16 protein-coding genes are annotated in these 15,139 nt (G+C 65.1%); 7 read left to right on the top strand and 9 right to left on the bottom strand.

Annotation, left to right across the window (positions count from 1 at the left end):
• Window positions 1-46 precede the first annotated feature (46 nt).
• The 3 genes from EJV47_RS19765 (at window position 47) to EJV47_RS19755 (ending at window position 3,224) form a co-directional block, all read left to right on the top strand.
• Window positions 47-748, top strand: a complete 702-nt coding sequence (locus EJV47_RS19765; RefSeq protein ID WP_126694935.1) for a phosphatase PAP2 family protein — start codon at window positions 47-49, stop codon at window positions 746-748.
• Window positions 749-1,039: 291 nt separating this feature from the next.
• Window positions 1,040-2,035 (top strand): NAD-dependent epimerase/dehydratase family protein, encoded by a 996-nt coding sequence (locus tag EJV47_RS19760; RefSeq protein ID WP_126694934.1) that lies wholly within the window; start codon window positions 1,040-1,042, stop codon window positions 2,033-2,035.
• A gap of 88 nt (window positions 2,036-2,123) precedes the next feature.
• Window positions 2,124-3,224, top strand: a complete 1,101-nt coding sequence (locus EJV47_RS19755) for a glycosyltransferase family 4 protein (RefSeq protein ID WP_126694933.1) — start codon at window positions 2,124-2,126, stop codon at window positions 3,222-3,224.
• A gap of 199 nt (window positions 3,225-3,423) precedes the next feature.
• Here the strand turns inward: EJV47_RS19755 and hemB are convergent, their stop codons facing one another.
• The 8 genes from hemB to rocD form a co-directional block, all read right to left on the bottom strand.
• A complete protein-coding gene (gene hemB, locus EJV47_RS19750) occupies window positions 3,424-4,416 on the bottom strand; it encodes a porphobilinogen synthase (RefSeq protein ID WP_126694932.1) in 993 nt (330 codons plus the stop codon).
• Between the two features lie 100 nt (window positions 4,417-4,516).
• Window positions 4,517-5,023, bottom strand: coding sequence for a hypothetical protein (locus tag EJV47_RS19745; RefSeq protein ID WP_126694931.1), 507 nt, complete (start codon window positions 5,021-5,023; stop codon window positions 4,517-4,519).
• A 471-nt stretch (window positions 5,024-5,494) separates the two neighbouring features.
• Window positions 5,495-5,902 carry a hypothetical protein gene (locus EJV47_RS19740; protein ID WP_126694930.1) on the bottom strand — a complete coding sequence of 136 codons (408 nt, stop codon included), beginning with the start codon at window positions 5,900-5,902 and terminating at the stop codon, window positions 5,495-5,497.
• 438 nt (window positions 5,903-6,340) lie between these two features.
• On the bottom strand, window positions 6,341-6,508 hold the full coding sequence (locus EJV47_RS28140) for a hypothetical protein (protein WP_165903838.1): 168 nt from the start codon (window positions 6,506-6,508) through the stop codon (window positions 6,341-6,343).
• A 431-nt stretch (window positions 6,509-6,939) separates the two neighbouring features.
• Window positions 6,940-7,482, bottom strand: a complete 543-nt coding sequence (locus EJV47_RS19735) for a hypothetical protein (RefSeq protein ID WP_126694929.1) — start codon at window positions 7,480-7,482, stop codon at window positions 6,940-6,942.
• Window positions 7,483-8,142: 660 nt separating this feature from the next.
• A complete protein-coding gene (locus tag EJV47_RS19730; protein WP_126694928.1) occupies window positions 8,143-8,352 on the bottom strand; it encodes a hypothetical protein in 210 nt (69 codons plus the stop codon).
• 471 nt (window positions 8,353-8,823) lie between these two features.
• Window positions 8,824-9,063 carry a hypothetical protein gene (locus tag EJV47_RS19725; RefSeq protein ID WP_126694927.1) on the bottom strand — a complete coding sequence of 80 codons (240 nt, stop codon included), beginning with the start codon at window positions 9,061-9,063 and terminating at the stop codon, window positions 8,824-8,826.
• A gap of 325 nt (window positions 9,064-9,388) precedes the next feature.
• Entirely contained in the window at window positions 9,389-10,651 is a 1,263-nt protein-coding gene (gene rocD / locus EJV47_RS19720; protein ID WP_126694926.1) for an ornithine--oxo-acid transaminase, read from the bottom strand.
• A 194-nt stretch (window positions 10,652-10,845) separates the two neighbouring features.
• On the opposite strand from rocD, the gene EJV47_RS19715 reads away from it, so the two are divergent.
• The gene (locus EJV47_RS19715; RefSeq protein ID WP_126694925.1) at window positions 10,846-11,754 is read left to right on the top strand and encodes an LEA/WHy family protein; all 909 of its coding nucleotides are present in this window, start codon (window positions 10,846-10,848) and stop codon (window positions 11,752-11,754) included.
• Window positions 11,755-11,840: 86 nt separating this feature from the next.
• Here the strand turns inward: EJV47_RS19715 and EJV47_RS19710 are convergent, their stop codons facing one another.
• A complete protein-coding gene (locus tag EJV47_RS19710) occupies window positions 11,841-13,316 on the bottom strand; it encodes a DUF6056 family protein (protein ID WP_126694924.1) in 1,476 nt (491 codons plus the stop codon).
• Between the two features lie 237 nt (window positions 13,317-13,553).
• Here EJV47_RS19710 and EJV47_RS19705 point away from each other — a divergent pair, with 237 nt between their 5' ends.
• The 3 genes from EJV47_RS19705 to EJV47_RS19700 are packed head-to-tail and all read left to right on the top strand — an operon-like array spanning window position 13,554 to window position 15,070.
• Window positions 13,554-13,934 (top strand): RidA family protein, encoded by a 381-nt coding sequence (locus EJV47_RS19705; RefSeq protein ID WP_126694923.1) that lies wholly within the window; start codon window positions 13,554-13,556, stop codon window positions 13,932-13,934.
• 8 nt (window positions 13,935-13,942) lie between these two features.
• On the top strand, window positions 13,943-14,101 hold the full coding sequence (locus EJV47_RS28135) for a C1orf53 family protein (RefSeq protein WP_165903837.1): 159 nt from the start codon (window positions 13,943-13,945) through the stop codon (window positions 14,099-14,101).
• 48 nt (window positions 14,102-14,149) lie between these two features.
• The gene (locus EJV47_RS19700) at window positions 14,150-15,070 is read left to right on the top strand and encodes a helix-turn-helix domain-containing protein (RefSeq protein ID WP_126694922.1); all 921 of its coding nucleotides are present in this window, start codon (window positions 14,150-14,152) and stop codon (window positions 15,068-15,070) included.
• Window positions 15,071-15,139 lie beyond the last annotated feature (69 nt).

The raw sequence follows: 15,139 nt of genomic DNA, 5'->3' as shown, positions 1-15,139 counted from the left end.
TATATTTAACTCACAATCCCGCCACCTTCTTATCCTTCCCACCAACATGGTACCTGCCCTCGACCGGGTGGTGCTGGAAAGCATCAACCAATGGGTCCACGCGTCCACGTGGCTCGACAACTTCGTCGCCTTTCTCAGCTACAACAACCTGCTGAAAGGCGGTCTGTTCACCGTGGTGCTGTGGTGGACCTGGTTTCAGTGCCGCGACACCGCCGAGGGCAATGCCCGCCGGCAGATTGTGCTGGGCATCCTGGCCGGCTGCCTGCTGGGCATGATGGTGACGCGCGTACTCACCCACGTGTTTCCCGAGCGGCCCCGCCCTCTGCACAACACCGAGCTGCACCTGCAGCCGGCCCAGGAGCAGCTCCTGTCCGACTCGGCCGACAACAGCTCCTTCCCGAGCGACCATGCCACCATCTTCTTTGCCCTGGCCGTCGGGTTCTGCTTCCTGTCGCCGCGACTGGGCGCCCTGGCCTTGTTCTACGTCGTGTTCTTCATCTGCCTGCCCCGGCTCTTTCTCGGCCTGCACTACCCCACCGATTTGCTCGCGGGCGGCGCCGTGGGCGCGGCCACGGCCCTGGCGGCCAACCTGCCCGCCGTGCGCCGCCGCTTCTTCGCGCCGCTGGTGCAGTGGCAGTACCAGCACCCCAGCCCGTTCTACGTGGGCCTGTTTCTGATGAGCTACCAGCTCGATGAAATGTTCGGCGGCGTGCGGCAGCTGCTGAACTTCCTGCTCGGCCGCATCTGACTTTTCTCCCTCCGCTTATCCTGCCTGAAACCGAAGCCGGCCGTTGGGGCATGGCTTCCCGAAAAGCCTGTTCCAGCTTTGGGGCAGGCTTTTTGCCGCCTTGGCTTACCAATTGATGCCGTCGCCGAACCAAAGCGCCCGGCTTGCGTAAGTGGCGCGGCAATGAGCTTCAGCCGGGGCGGCCCGCCGCCGGTTCTGCCTTTTTTATAAGGATGGAGCTATTACCTTTGTTTGCAACAAACTAGTCGCTGGGTTAGCGGCTCTAACGGGGATAATCCTAACGTAATACACATGATAACTTCACTGGTAACTGGTGGAGCCGGTTTCATCGGGGCCCACGTCGCCCGCGAACTGCTGAAACTCGGCCACCAGGTAGTCGTGCTTGACGACCTGAGCGGCGGCTTTGAGGAAAACGTACCCACCGAAGCCACCTTCGTGCAGGGCTCCATCCTCGACCACGAACTGCTGGCCCGCCTGTTCGAGCAACACAAGTTCGACTACGTGTACCACCTGGCGGCCTACGCTGCCGAAGGCCTGAGCCACTTTATCCGCCGCTTCAACTACCAGAACAACCTGGTGGGCAGCGTGAACCTCATCAACGAAAGCATCAAGCACAAGATCAAGTGCTTCGTGTTCACGTCGAGCATTGCCACCTACGGCGCCCTGGAGCCGCCCATGCGCGAAGACATGACGCCCCAGCCCGAAGACCCCTACGGCGTGGCCAAGTACGCCGTGGAGCTGGACCTGAAGTGCGCCCACGAAATGTTCGGCCTCGACTACGTCATCTTCCGCCCGCACAACGTGTACGGCGAGTACCAGAACCTCGGTGACCGGTACCGCAACGTGGTGGGCATCTTCATGAACCAGCTGATGCAGGGCAAGCCCCTGACCATCTTCGGCGACGGGGAGCAGAAGCGCGCCTTCTCCTACGTGGGCGACATTGCCCCCCACATTGCCAACTGCGTCAACATCAAGGAATCCTACGGCGAGGTGATTAACATCGGCGCCGACCAGGAGTACTCGGTGAACGAGCTGGCTACCACCGTGATGGAAAGCATGGGCCTGGAAGGCATGATCCGCCACGTAGAAGCCCGCAACGAGGTACAGATTGCCTGGTCGGACCACAGCAAGGCGCACCGCCTGTTCGGCACCGACCGCGCCACCACCCTGCGCGAAGGCCTCGACCAGATGGTGGACTGGGCCAAGCGCACCGGCATTAAGAAGAGCAGCAAGTTCGAGAACATCGAAGTAACCGAGAAGCTGCCGCCCGTGTGGCTGGAAGACTAACCGGCTACCGCTGACTGCCGCCCCGGCCGTGACCTGCCCGCAGGCCGCGACCGGGGCATGTCATTTCACCTTCTCCCTCGATTAGCACATGAAGCGCGTCCTCTTCGTGGCCATGCACCGGCCCGACCGCTCCCCGTCGCAGCGTTTCCGCTTCGAGCAGTACCTCGACTACCTGCGCCAGCACGGCTACGAAAGCGAATACTCCTACCTGATTTCGCCGGCCGACGACAAGGTGCTCTACAGCCCCGGCAACTACGTGGGCAAGCTGGGCATCTTCCTGAAAAGCGCCGCCAAGCGCCTCGGCAACGCGCTCAAGGCGGGCAGCTACGACATCATCTTCATCCAGCGCGAGGCCTTCATGATCGGCACCACGGTGTTCGAGAGCCTGTTTGCCCGCTCCAAAGCCAAGGTGGTGTTCGACTTCGACGACTCCATCTGGCGCAACCAGGGCGAGGCCTCCGGGGCCAATACCAACCTGCTGTTCCTCAAGAACCCGGACAAAACCAAGGACATCATTGCCATGTCCGACCTGATTTTTGCCGGCAACGAGTACCTGGCTTCCTACGCCCGGCAGTTCAACAAGAACGTGGTCATCGTGCCCACCACCATCGACACCGAGGAGTACCAGCGGGCCGCGACGCCGCCCCACCCCGGCCGGGTGTGCGTGGGCTGGAGCGGCTCGTTTACCACCATCGAGCACTTCGAAACGGCCCTGCCGGCCCTGCGCCAGCTCAAGGCCAAGTACGGCGACAAAGTGTACTTCAAGGTGATTGGCGACGGCTCCTACCGCAACGAGGAGCTGGGCATCACCGGCCTGCCCTGGCGCAAGGACACCGAAATCCAGGACCTGTCCGAAATCGAAATTGGGCTGATGCCGCTGCCCGATACGGAGTGGGCCAAGGGCAAGTGCGGCCTGAAAGGGCTGCAGTACATGGCCCTGGAAATTGCCACCATCATGTCGCCGGTGGGCGTCAACTCCGAAATCATCCAGGACGGCGTCAACGGCTTCTTGGCCGACGGCACCGAGGAGTGGGTGGACAAAATCAGCCGCCTCATCGACAACGCCGCCCTGCGCCAGCAGATGGGCCGCCAGGGCCGCCAGACGGTGGTCAGCAAGTACTCCGTGCTGTCGGAGCGCGACCATTACGTGCAGCTGTTCGACCAGCTCACCGCCAAGCAGCCCGCCTAGCCAGCCCTGTCATCCTGAGCAGAGCGAAGGACCTTCCTCGCGCCCCGCACCAACTGAAAAGCGCAGCCACCAACGCCCTTGTGCTGGTGGCTGCGCTTTTATCGTTCTGCCTGGAGCGTCTGCACTTCGTAGGCAGCGGCGGTGCAGGGTTCGAGCAAGGTCCTTCGCTCTGCTCAGGATGACGTTCTATCAGCCCACCCTAGCCGCGGCGTAGCACCTGGGCGGCTTCCTTGGCGAAGTACGTCAGGATGGCGTCGGCGCCGGCGCGCTTGATGCTCATCAGCACCTCCATCATGGTCCGCTCCCCGTCGACCCAGCCGTTCTGGGCGGCGGCTTTCACCATGGCGTACTCGCCCGACACGTTGTAGGCCGTCACGGGCAGCTGGGTGTGATTGCGCACTTCCCGAATCACGTCGAGGTAGCTCAGGGCGGGCTTGATCATCACCATGTCGGCGCCTTCCTGCTCGTCGAGCACCAGCTCGCGCAGGGCCTCGCGGCGGTTGGCGGGGTTCATCTGGTAGCTTTTCTTGTCGCCCTTCTTGGGGGCCGAGCCCAGCGCGTCGCGGAAGGGACCGTAGAAGGCCGAGGCGTACTTGGCCGTGTAGCTCATGATGCTCACGTGGCTGAAGGCGTTGCGGTCGAGCACGTCGCGAATCCAGGCCACGCGGCCATCCATCATGTCCGAGGGGCCGATGATGTCGGCGCCGGCGCGGGCCTGGGCCAGGGCCATCTGGCCGAGCACTTCCAGGGTGGCGTCGTTCAGGATTTCGCCCGAATCCGGGTCCACGATGCCGTCGTGCCCGTCGGAGGAGTAAGGGTCCATGGCCACGTCCGACATGATGACCACGTCGGGGAAGGCCTTTTTGATCTGGGCGATGGTGCGGGTGTAGAGCCCGTCGGGGTTGTGGCTTTCCTGGGCCAGGCGGTCCTTGAGCCGGTCGTCGATGCTGGGGAAAGGCGCGAAGGACTTGATGCCGAGGTCGACGCACTGGCCGATTTCGTCGAGGAGCCGGTCGGCGGTGAAGCGCTGAATGCCGGGCATCGAGGTGACTTCGATGGTCTTGTTCTCGCCTTCGATCAGGAACACAGGGTAGATGAAGTCGTGGACCGACAGGGTGGTTTCCTGCACCATGTTGCGGATGACTTCGGACTTGCGGTTCCGCCGGGGGCGGTGCGTGGGGATTAGTGCCATGAGAACGTGTTAATCAACCGGGCAAAACAGCCGGGGCAAAGATAAAGTTGCGGTTGAGGTGGGCCCGGATGCAGCCCGGCCCGCGCCATCGATTCTTACTTCAGTGCCTTTTTTGAAAAATTTTCAGCAGCAAGCTGATCAGCAGAGTCAGCACATAAAGCCCGGCTAGAATTAGGAGCAGCCAGCCAAATGCCGCCCAGAAGCTGGTATGCAGCAGTGTCGCCAAGCCCCAGATAATCAACAGAATTAGCGTGCTCAGAATGCCGACCACAAAGGGTATCAGCTTGTCCCAGGAGTCCTTGGTTGGGTGGCGGTTCCAAGCCCGAGGCTGCCGAACCTGTTTGTTAACGAAGCCGCGGCGGTGCCGCCGCGTGTTTCCGGCCGGACGAATCAGTTCCACCACGACCCGCCCCAGCCAATACAGCAACGGCAAAGCCGCGACGCCAAACACGATGCCCCAGACCAGCTGCCCCGTCGCCGTAGGGGCCGCCAAGAGCACAATCAGCAGCACGACGAGGCCCACCACGTACAGCGCGGCCAGGATGGTTTCCCGCAGGGCTTTGCCATGATCGAAGTCGGCGGTGTTGCGCGGGGGCTTTTGCTGCAAGGCGCGGTGCCGGATGACCCGCCCCGCTGCGCGGGCTACGGGGCTGGCCGGGCCCCGGCGCGTCGGTGCGAAACGGGCGGGTGGCTGCGCGGGCCGTAGCGGCAGGGCGCGCTTGTGGCCGGGTATTCTGCGGCTTTCTGCCGGCAGTGCTACTAAAGCCACCGAAGCAACGGCATCCGAATCGGGTGGCGCGGTAGGACTAGCCACATCAGCGGCTACCGGCGCACGATGAGCCGGCGCGGGCCGGTGGCCGAAGTAAAAGGTAGGGCGGTTGCTCTGGCAGCTGCTCAGTAGCAACAGCAGGCTCAGAGGCAGGAGGAAAACGCGGCGCAAGAGCATGAGTGGAGCTACCGGAACATGGAATAAATCAGCTGGACAAGACCCTCAGAAAAGCAAGGTTGTCGGGCTGGGACAGGGGCTGTGAACCGGGTTTAAGGTATCCGTCGGCGCCGCCACTGCCCTTTGGCGGCATCAGGCACTGAGGATAAGGATTGCCAAAACCAGCAGAAGCCCCAAGCCAGCCGCCCCAATGACTGTCGTGACCGTCGAGCTGAAAACCAGCCCCATAATCAGCGTTAGCAGAAAAACCGACGCGGCTACTGCGGCGGCTTTGACCATAAAACGACCCAGCGCGTCGATACCGCCGTCGGTGGGGCGCGCGGCCCGGCTGCGGACGGCAAGGCGGCGCTGCCATTTTGTGGCCGGTTGGAAGAATTGGCTTAGGCTGCTGCGGGCCGCAGTACTCCGCGCCGCCGACCTGGACCGCGGCCAGATGGTGCGCACCAGCAGCAGCAGGACCACCGCCGCCAGGCAGGCCAGCCCGATGAGGCTGGCTACCAGCCCCGCATCCAGCGTACCGATGCCCAGCGCTATAAACATAGCCAGCGCCCCCACGCTCAGCAGCACTACCACCGGCGCCGCCGAGCGGTGGCCGCTGGCTGTTGGCCGCAGATGCAACAGCTGCGGCGGCCGGGCCGCCGCGGCGGCCGCCTGCCGCACCAGGGGCCGCAAAGCCAGAGGCCGGGCAAGTGGCCGGGGGCGCGGAGCGGCGTGATGGGGCTGAGGCGGGGCCGGCCGAGTAGCAGTAGGCACCGCAGCTGGTGCCGCGGCCGGCAGCGCCGAATCCGGTTGGGCGGCCGTCGGGGCGGGCCCTGAGGCAGCCGGTCGATAGCCGAAGCAGAAGGCCGGGCGGCTGCTTTGGCAACCCGCTAGCAGCCCCAGAATCGGCAGCAGCAACAGCAACCAGTAGCAGGAATTGTGCTTCATGCAGAACGGGTAAAGCGAGTGAATACCACGGGCAAGCAGTGCGGCCGGGGCTTAGCCAAAGTCCCAGTGCCCGTCGCCCGCCCAGCCGAAGCTCGTTATTACCAGTCCAGCCAGGAATATACCCAGGCCAGCCAGGGCGAGCATGCCCGACACCGTGACCAGCGAGGTAAGCAGCACAATCAGGCCCAGAAGCACGAGGACGAGGCCGGTATAAAACATGCCCTCGTAAGCGGAAGCCGCTTTGCGGGGCTGGTAATGGCGGACTGCCGCGTGCTGAGGCTGGGGCCGCAGCCTCGTAAGCCGGCTGGTCTGGACTTGGGCAAGGGCTGTCCGCGGCTGTCGGGCCTGAAGCTGCGCCCGCACCGCAGCGCGCCGGGGGCGGGCCGGCGCCACGGCTGACCGTCGGACTGTTGCCGCCGGTGCCGTCTTGGGCGGCCCCGGCCTGGCGGTTAGCCGCGGTGCATCCGCCGCCGGCCCGGCCGGGTCGGGAGCTGCCGGAGCCGGCCGATACCCGAAATGATAGGCCGGGCGGCTACTTTGGCAGCTAGTCAGCAGCCCCAGGATCAGCAGCGGCAGCAGAAGATAGAAGTAGAGCTTGCGCATCGTAGGAAATAGGTAGGTTGGAAGATAAAAGCTGAACTGCCGGGCCGTTACCCGTAAGCCCAGTGGCCCGTGCTGAGCCAAATGAGGATGATGAGGGCCACCAGGGCCAGCACGCCCAGGATGACGAGCATGACCACCGTGAATTTGGCAATCAGGAATATCAGCAGCGCCAGCAGCAGCATCGTGAAGAAGGAGCTGCCATCGATGCCCGTGCGCTGCGGCCTGACGGCCCGGCCGAGGGCTTGGGAGTTGGTGTGGTGCGGCCGTTGCAGGTGGAAGCGGGGCGGTGCCGTCACCAGAGGCTGCTTGTGCTGGCGCCGCTGCGCCGAGGAACGGACCGCTGACGCCCTGCGTAGCCGAGCGGCTGGTTTTGCCGGAGGAAACGACGGAATTGCGGCAGCCGCCATGGCCGTTGCGGCGGGAATCAGTGGGGCCGCCGATGCCGAATCAGCCGCCAGGGCCTGCCGGGTGGGCGCGAGGCGCAAGTCGAGGTGAAAGACCGGGCGGCTGCTCTGGCAGCTGCTCAGCCCCGCGAGGCTGAAAGCCAGCAACAGGCTCAGGCAAACCCGCGAAGCAAGGTGGTAGGACAAGGCGACTGGAGGTTGGCGGACAGGTAAACCTAGCCGCCCGGCCAGTGCTGCGCCGACCATAATCAGCCGCGAAAGGACTATTCAGGCAAAGAAAAAAATCGACTTCGGGCTACATGGAGCCGGGCTGGAGGCGGTACCGCAAAAATCTGATGCCGAACCAGAGCGTGGCGCCGAGCACAATGCCGGTCGGCGTCAGGCTGGCAATGGAGGCTACGGTCAAGAGTAGTAACCATCAGTGCCAGAGCTGTTAGCGCCACAATAGTGAGCGGACTGGCCTCTGCGGCCGGCGGGCTGAGCCGCCTAAGCGCGGCACTCCGCTCCCTGGCCGGGCAACAGTCGCCCGGGCCAGGGAGCGGGGCCAGGCAGGGTTCCGATAAACCGCCGACCGAAGGGACTTTACGGCCAAGCAGCCAACGGCCCGACGGGGTGGCTTCGCGGAGTGCACCCCGCAGCCGGGCCCGCCACCTGTTCGGCTTCCGACGCAGAAGGAGCTATGGGCGCCAGGTGCGGCCCAGCGGAGGCGTTAGGGCTGGTGACGGACAGGACCGACGCAGGCGCAAAGACGGCTTGCTGGCCGCGGCAGCCGAGCAAGGCACTTACAACAGGTACAAACCCAAGCGACGCAGACCGCAGGCAGACATCACACGCCAGGAAAAATCCTCACATATTAAAGAACTCCTGGAAGATTTCCAGCCAGGCGTGCTTGCCGCCGATACCCAGCACGAGGAAATAGTCGCCGAGCAGCATGATGGCCGCGCCCACACCCAGGCCCAGCCAGCCCCCCAGCCACAGCCCCACCACAATGCTGCTCACGATGAGCACCGCGCCCAGCACGATGTGAAACGTATTGCGTCCCGACTCGGAGCGCACACGGCTGGGCCGGTGGCCGACCTGGTGCCGGGCTACCAGCCGGGGCCGTAGCGCCTGACGCAGCACGGCCGGTGGCCCGGCTGCCGGTTTTGGGTGTGCCGCTGCAGTACGGAGCGGCGGGCGGGGGGCAGAGTGCAGCGGAACTGCGGGGGCCGATGGAGCCCCTACCGCTGAGGAAGTCACCGCGGGCGCTGCTGGCGAAACGGGCGCTGCCGGGGTGGCAACGGGCGTACTGGTGGCGGGACGGAAGGTGAAGCCAGGCTTGGCACTGTGGCAGCCGATGAGCAGACCACTGGGCAATACCAGCAGCCAGGCCAGGCGGCGCAGAAGGGGAGTCGACATCGGGCAGAGGCAAGGAGCGCCGGCAACATACGGCCAGCTCGGCTTACCTACGGCCCCGCTCAAAAGCAGTTCGCCGCGGCAGGCTGGGTAGCTCACCGCGGCGAAACAAAACAGTCGGGAAAGGCAGGCTTAGCGGCGCTCCATCTCGGCGCGGGCGGCCGACATAGTCCGCGCTTCCGCCATCGATATGGTGGCGCGCACGGGCTCGGGGCCCTGCGAGCTGTGCATCAGCACCACGGCCTCAGTGCTGTCGGTGGCATCGACGCTGGTAAACTCCCAGCCCGGGGAGGTAAGTGCCGATTTGGAAGTCTGGCAGCTCGCCAAAATCAGCACGGAAAAAGTCAACAGCAGGGCGTAACGGATCAGCATAACCGGAGTTTGGTGGTGGCGACAGTACAAAAGTAACCTGTCGCTCAGCCGCCTAACCGCCGGACTCGGTGAAACCGTTCCTGGGCTATGCGAAAATTCGGAATGGCTGGGTGAGTGACCCGCAGCTCCAAGCCTGGCGCCGGTTTAGCCGTCGAAGACGGCGTAACCGGTGCCTGGCATGAAGCAGGCTTTCAGCCTGCGGGTAGCGCCCGGACAAGCAGCCGGGCCCGGCACGGCAACGTTCCACGCAGGCTGAAAGCCTGCTTTACGGTGGGCACCGGTTACGCCGGCTTCGCCGGCTAAACCGGCGCCAGCTACCGGCCACTTAAAACGCCAGAATCACTTCCTCAATCACGTCGCAGGCTTCGTGCAACTGTTCCTCGGTGATGACCAGGGGCGGGGCGAAGCGGATAATGTCGCCGTGGGTGGGCTTGGCCAGCACGCCGCGCTCCATCAGCGTCACGCACACGTCCCAGGCGGTGCGGCCGTCGGGGCGGGGCTTGATGACGACGGCGTTCAACAGACCCTTGCCGCGCACCAGCTCCACCACTTCGGGGCGCTTGGCCTGCAGGCGGCGCATCCGCTCGCGGAATACTTCGCCCAGGGCGCGGGCGTTTTCGGTGAGCTTTTCCTCCAGTAGCACGTCGAGGGCGGCCACCATCACGGCGCAGGCCAGCGGGTTGCCGCCGAAGGTCGAGCCGTGCTGCCCGGGCTTGATGCCGAGCATGATTTCGTTGCGGGCCAGCACCGCCGATACGGGCAGCACCCCGCCGCTCAGGGCCTTGCCCAGCACCAGCATATCGGCGTGCAGGCCCTCGTAGCAGGAGGCCAGCAGTTCGCCGGTGCGGCCCAGCCCGGTCTGGATTTCGTCGGCAATGAGCAGCACCTTGTGCTTTTTGCAGATCTGGTGGGCGTGAGCCAAATAGCCATCCGAGGGCACCACCACGCCCGCCTCGCCCTGAATGGGCTCGACGAGGAAGGCGCACACGTGCGGGTCCTGCACGGCGGCTTCCAGGGCGGCCAGGTCGTCGTAGGGCACCACCTGGTAGCCGGGCATGTAGGGGCCGAAGCCGCCGGTGCTGTCCGGGTCGGTGCTGAAGGAAATGATGCCGGTGGTGCGGCCGTGGAAGTTGTGCTCGGCCACCAAAATGCGGGCCTGGTTCGGGGCAATGCCCTTCTGCTCGTAGCCCCAGCGGCGGGCCAATTTCAGGGCGGTTTCCACGGCTTCGGCGCCCGAGTTCATCAGCAGGGCCTTGTCGTAGTTGAACAGCTCGCACAGGTACTTTTCGGCCCGGCCGAGCTGGTCGTTAAAGAAGGCGCGCGAGGTAAGGGTGAGCTTCTGGGCCTGCTCCGTCAGCGCCCGGATAATGCGCGGGTGGCAGTGGCCCTGGTTTACGGCCGAGTAGGCGGAGAGGAAGTCGTAGTAGTGCTTGCCTTCCACGTCCCAGAGGTGCACGCCCTCGCCGCGGCTGAGCACCACCGGCAGCGGGTGGTAGTTGTGGGCGCCGTACTGGTCTTCCAGCTGCATCAAATCGTGGCTGCTGAGCTGGATGGGGGCGGCGGTAGCGGGGGGCGTGCTGACGGACATGGCGGGAATGTTTGGGAGAGGGAAATGGGGTCGGAGGCTTCAAAAGTACGGAAAACGGGAGGGGAAGGTGCTCGACACCAAGTGGCTGAACGATAACAAAATGCCGCCCGGGCCGTGAACCAGAGCAAGCCGTTCGGCCCGTTGCCGCATTCCTCTGAACCGGAATTTTTCACCCTTCACCGAACAACGCGGCCATGGCCAGAACTTCGTTTTTCGGGCGGCACCCCGTGCTCGGGGCGCTGCTCGCCCTTCTACTGCTGCTCGTCGTGAGCGGCTTTATCGGCTACAAGGCCACCGACAACGGCCGCCGGCTGCTGCCCACCCTCGACAACGTAAGCATGAACGCGGGCAACATCACGGCCGACTCGCTCAAGGCCCGGCTGCACGTCGACCTGCGCAACCACGCCCCACTGCGCCTGCGCGTCGACAGCTTCAGCTACGTCACCCGCATCGACGGCGAAAAGATGGCCCAGGGCAGCCAGGGCCGGCCAACCGTCATCCGCCGCCGCGGCAGTAGCCCGCTCGACATTCCGGTGAGCGTGGACATGGACCAGCTCAGGCGTAAAATCAAGGATATCCAGCAGGACTGCGTGGAGGTGGAAATGCAGATGCAGATGTATACCCGTCTGCCGCTGGTGGGCTCCGAGAGGATTCCGGTGCGGCTGTCGAAGAAGGTATACGTGCCGAAAATGCCCAAAATCGAGGTGGCCGACGTGGACGTGACGGACTTGGGCCTCAGGCACGGCGAGGCGCTGATGAAGCTGCGCGTGACCAATTACAACCCCTTCCCCGTCACCATCCGCAGCGTGCGGTACAACTTCCGCATCGGCGGCGACGATATGGAGGTGCGCGGGCTGGAGACCAAGGACGTCACGTTCAGTAAGCGCGGCACCGAAATCATGCCCGTGCGCGTTGCCTTTCAGCCCAAAGCCGTGCCCAAGGTGGCGTTCAAGAGCCTGTTTAAGGCCGATAAAACCCGCTACGACCTCGACGGCGTGGCCGTGGTGGCGGCCGGGAGGCACAACCCTAAGGACATGCAACTGAACTTCAACAGCGAGGGCACGCTGCAGGAGCTGAAGAATATTCCGCGCAAGGGCAAGTAGCTGCCAAAACGGAAAAGTGAGCTGGTTCGGAACCGCGCAGGCGCTAGGCCCGACCAACAACCCCCAAGGTGTAGCCGCCTGGCTCCTCAGTTATTGCGGAAATCGGGATGCGCCTGGGGCAGCAGCTTTTCATCCACGCGCAGACTTTGCAGGCCGAAGTACAGCGCCGTTTCGGTGTTGATGTACAGGTTGGGGTCGGCCGACAGGTCCCAGCCGCTGATGAGCACGTGTTCGGGCGTGATGCCCAGGATGGGCGGCACCACCAGGTGCGGGGGACGCCCGCCGGCGTCGCCGCGCAGCAGCGCCTCGCGGGCCAGCATCTGCGCGTCGTAAGCCGCACCGTTGCGCAGCAACTCCCGCCAGGCGCGTTGGGGCAGCCCCAGGCCGTACACGCCCAGCAGCAGCGCGGTGCAGGCCAGAGCGGTAGTCCAGGCGGGTGCCGGCCCAGCGCGCCGGGCCGGGGCCGCAGCCACAGCGGCCCACACGGCCGTAAGCCAGGCCGGCAGCCAAAACAGCCACACGCCGTTGATGACGCGGTCGGGGCCCTGGCGGCCCATGGCCAGCTGCAGCAGCAACTCCGTCGCGTACAGCCCCACAATCAGGCAGGGCAAGCCCAGGTACCACGGCAGCCGCGGCGCGGTGGGCAAGCCGGCCGTGCGGCGCCACTGCAGCACCACCAGCGCCCAGGCAGCGGTCAGGCCCAGCCACAGCGGCCAGGGAATGGATTTGAGGAAGCTGCGGGCGTGGAAAAAGGCCTGTGGTACGGCTTCGTTCAGGCCTGCGAGCAGCCCGCGCCGCGTGGGGTTGACGGCAAACTCCTCGGCCATGCGCACAAAATTGCCGGGGGCCGCCAAAGACACTGCCGCGGCCACCCCGGCCACCGCCAGCAGGCCCAGCCAGCTGGAGCGGGCCGGCCGGCGCCAGTGCAGCAGCGTCAGCAGCCCCAGCCCGAGCAGCACGTGCAACAGGGCCATTTCGTTGGAGCCGCCCGCCGCCACCACCCCGAAGGCAGCCGTAAGCCACCAGCCGCGGCGGGCCGGGGCACTAGCGGCCCGGCCCGCCCGTACGCCGGCGGCCAGGGCCAGTAGCACCCACATGCCGGCCAGCTGGTACACCACGCTGCCCGTAAACCAGTAAAACGTGGGGTACAGCGACGGAATCAGCTGCAGATACACCAGCAGGAAGCTGCCCGCCAGCACGGCCGCCTCCACCCGCGGCCGCCCGGGTGGGCTGAGCGTCCGCACGGCCAGGTAAGCAATAAGGCAGGTGCAGCTCAGTATCAGAAAAGGGGTGAGGCGCAGCCCGTCGTACCACCCAAACTGCATGGGGTTGGCCCCAACGGCCAGCAGGGAGGAGAAAAAGCGGCCGGTCCAGCGCAGGTACAGCTCGCGCTGAGCACCCCAAAACCCCAGCCGCTGCGCATTGGCCGCGTTGAAATAATCATCCATGAACGGATGATTGTAGTAGCTAAGCAGGGCCAGCGGCAGCAGCGCGGCGAAGGTCAGCGCGGCGGGAATCAGCCAGTACCGGGCGGTAGCACGTGCGGCAGAATTGGTGGGCATCAGGAGTCGGGGCCAAGCAATGAGGGAGGCAAGTTACCCGCAACCCGACGTTGGATGCCTCGCCCCGCGGCGCGGGCACCAGCGGGCCGGACGGCCGCGGGGCTTGCCGCCGCAATACGCGCCGCTCGGCCTCCGGGGCCGGGCCGAGTAGGCTTGCTCACCACTGACCCATGCCGGCCGGCCCGGAGCCCGGCTGCCGAAACGGTCTTATTTTTGGCGGCTATCAATTCCTGCCCCATGCAAACCCTCCACCACCCCGACGCTCCGCAGGCCGTCGGCCCTTACTCCCAGGCCATTGTCACCGGCGGCTTGGTGTTTTGCTCCGGCCAGACGCCGCTCAACCCCGCCACCATGCAGATTGAGGCGCGCGACATCGAGGAGCAGACGCGGCAGGCCCTGCTGAACCTGAACACCGTGCTGTCGGCCCAGGGGCTGGGGCTGGCCGACGTGGTGAAGACCACCGTATTCCTGAAAAACTTCGCCGATTTTCAGCGCATGAATGCCGTGTACGCCGAGGTATTCGGGGCGCACCGGCCGGCCCGCACCACCGTGGAGGTGTCGCGCCTGCCGCTCGATGCCCTGGTCGAAATTGAATGTATTGCCGCCCTGCGCGGTTAGGAGCCTGCATGAAAGCCAAGCCCCAGCCCCTGCAGCCCGGCGACTTTTACTACACCCCCGAAGGCTACCTGGTCTTCACCGAGCAGTACCACCGGCGCCGCGGCAGCTGCTGCGGCAGCGGCTGCCGGCACTGCCCCTGGAAGGCCAAGAAAGCCGCGAAGCAGTAGAACCAGGCGGTAGGCGGCGTGTATCTTTGATTCTTTCAACGTGCTGCCATGCCTGCCAAGTCGCTCGAAGAGTTCTACCGCGCCCTGACCGTAGCCCGCCCGGGCGACGCGCCGCCGGCCCTTATGCAACGCGAAGTCGGCGACTTCACCGTGGTGAACATGGCGGATATGATGCCGGGGTACGCCAGCCGGCCGCCGATGAAGTTCGACCGGCGCAGCTTCTATAAAATCAGCCTGATCCGGGGCCGTAGCCGCGTCGAGTACGCCGACCAGAGCGTGGAAGTCGACGGCAACGCCCTCTGGTTTGCCTCGCACCGCGTGCCCTACCGCTGGCTGCCCCACGACCTGAATCAGACCGGCTACTTCTGCGTGTTCACCGATGCCTTTCTGCTGCCCGCCAAGGGTGGCGCCCCGCTCGATGAGCTGCCCGTGTTTCAGCCCGGCGCCTGCCCGCTCTGGCCGCTGACTGACGCCGAGTACGCCGGCATCGAACCCGTTTTTGAGAAGATGGAGCAGGAAATGGCCTCCGGCTTCGCCTACAAGTACGATTTGCTGCGTGCCTACCTCTGGGAGTTGATTCTGCTGGGCCAGAAGCTGCAGCCCGCCGCCACGCCACCCGCCGCGCACTCGGCCGCCGCCCGCCTCACGGCTCAGTTCACCGACCTACTGGAGCGGCAGTTTCCGCTGGCTACCTCGCACCAGCAGCTGCGCCTGCGCACCGCTAAGGACTTCGCCGACGCGCTGGCCGTGCACGTGAACCACCTGAACCGGGTGCTGCGCGAAACCACCGGCCACACCACTACCGCCCTCATCAGCGCCCGCATCGGACAGGAGGCCCGGCTGCTGCTGAAGCACACCGGCTGGACCGTCTCCGAAATTGCCGACTGCCTGGGCTTCGCCGACGTGGCCCACTTCTGCCATTTCTTCAAGCGGCAGACCGGCCTGACGCCCGGCGCGTTCCGGGACTGATTGTTTGATTTTTTCAACAGATGGTTTGCGCCGCGCAAACGCCTCGGGGCAGCCCGCCCGCACCTTTGC

The organism is Hymenobacter gummosus, assembly GCF_003970915.1.
GTDB lineage: Bacteria > Bacteroidota > Bacteroidia > Cytophagales > Hymenobacteraceae > Solirubrum > Solirubrum gummosum.
The sequence above is the reverse complement of the archived record's forward strand: the minus strand, read 5'-3'. Positions and strand labels throughout refer to the sequence as shown.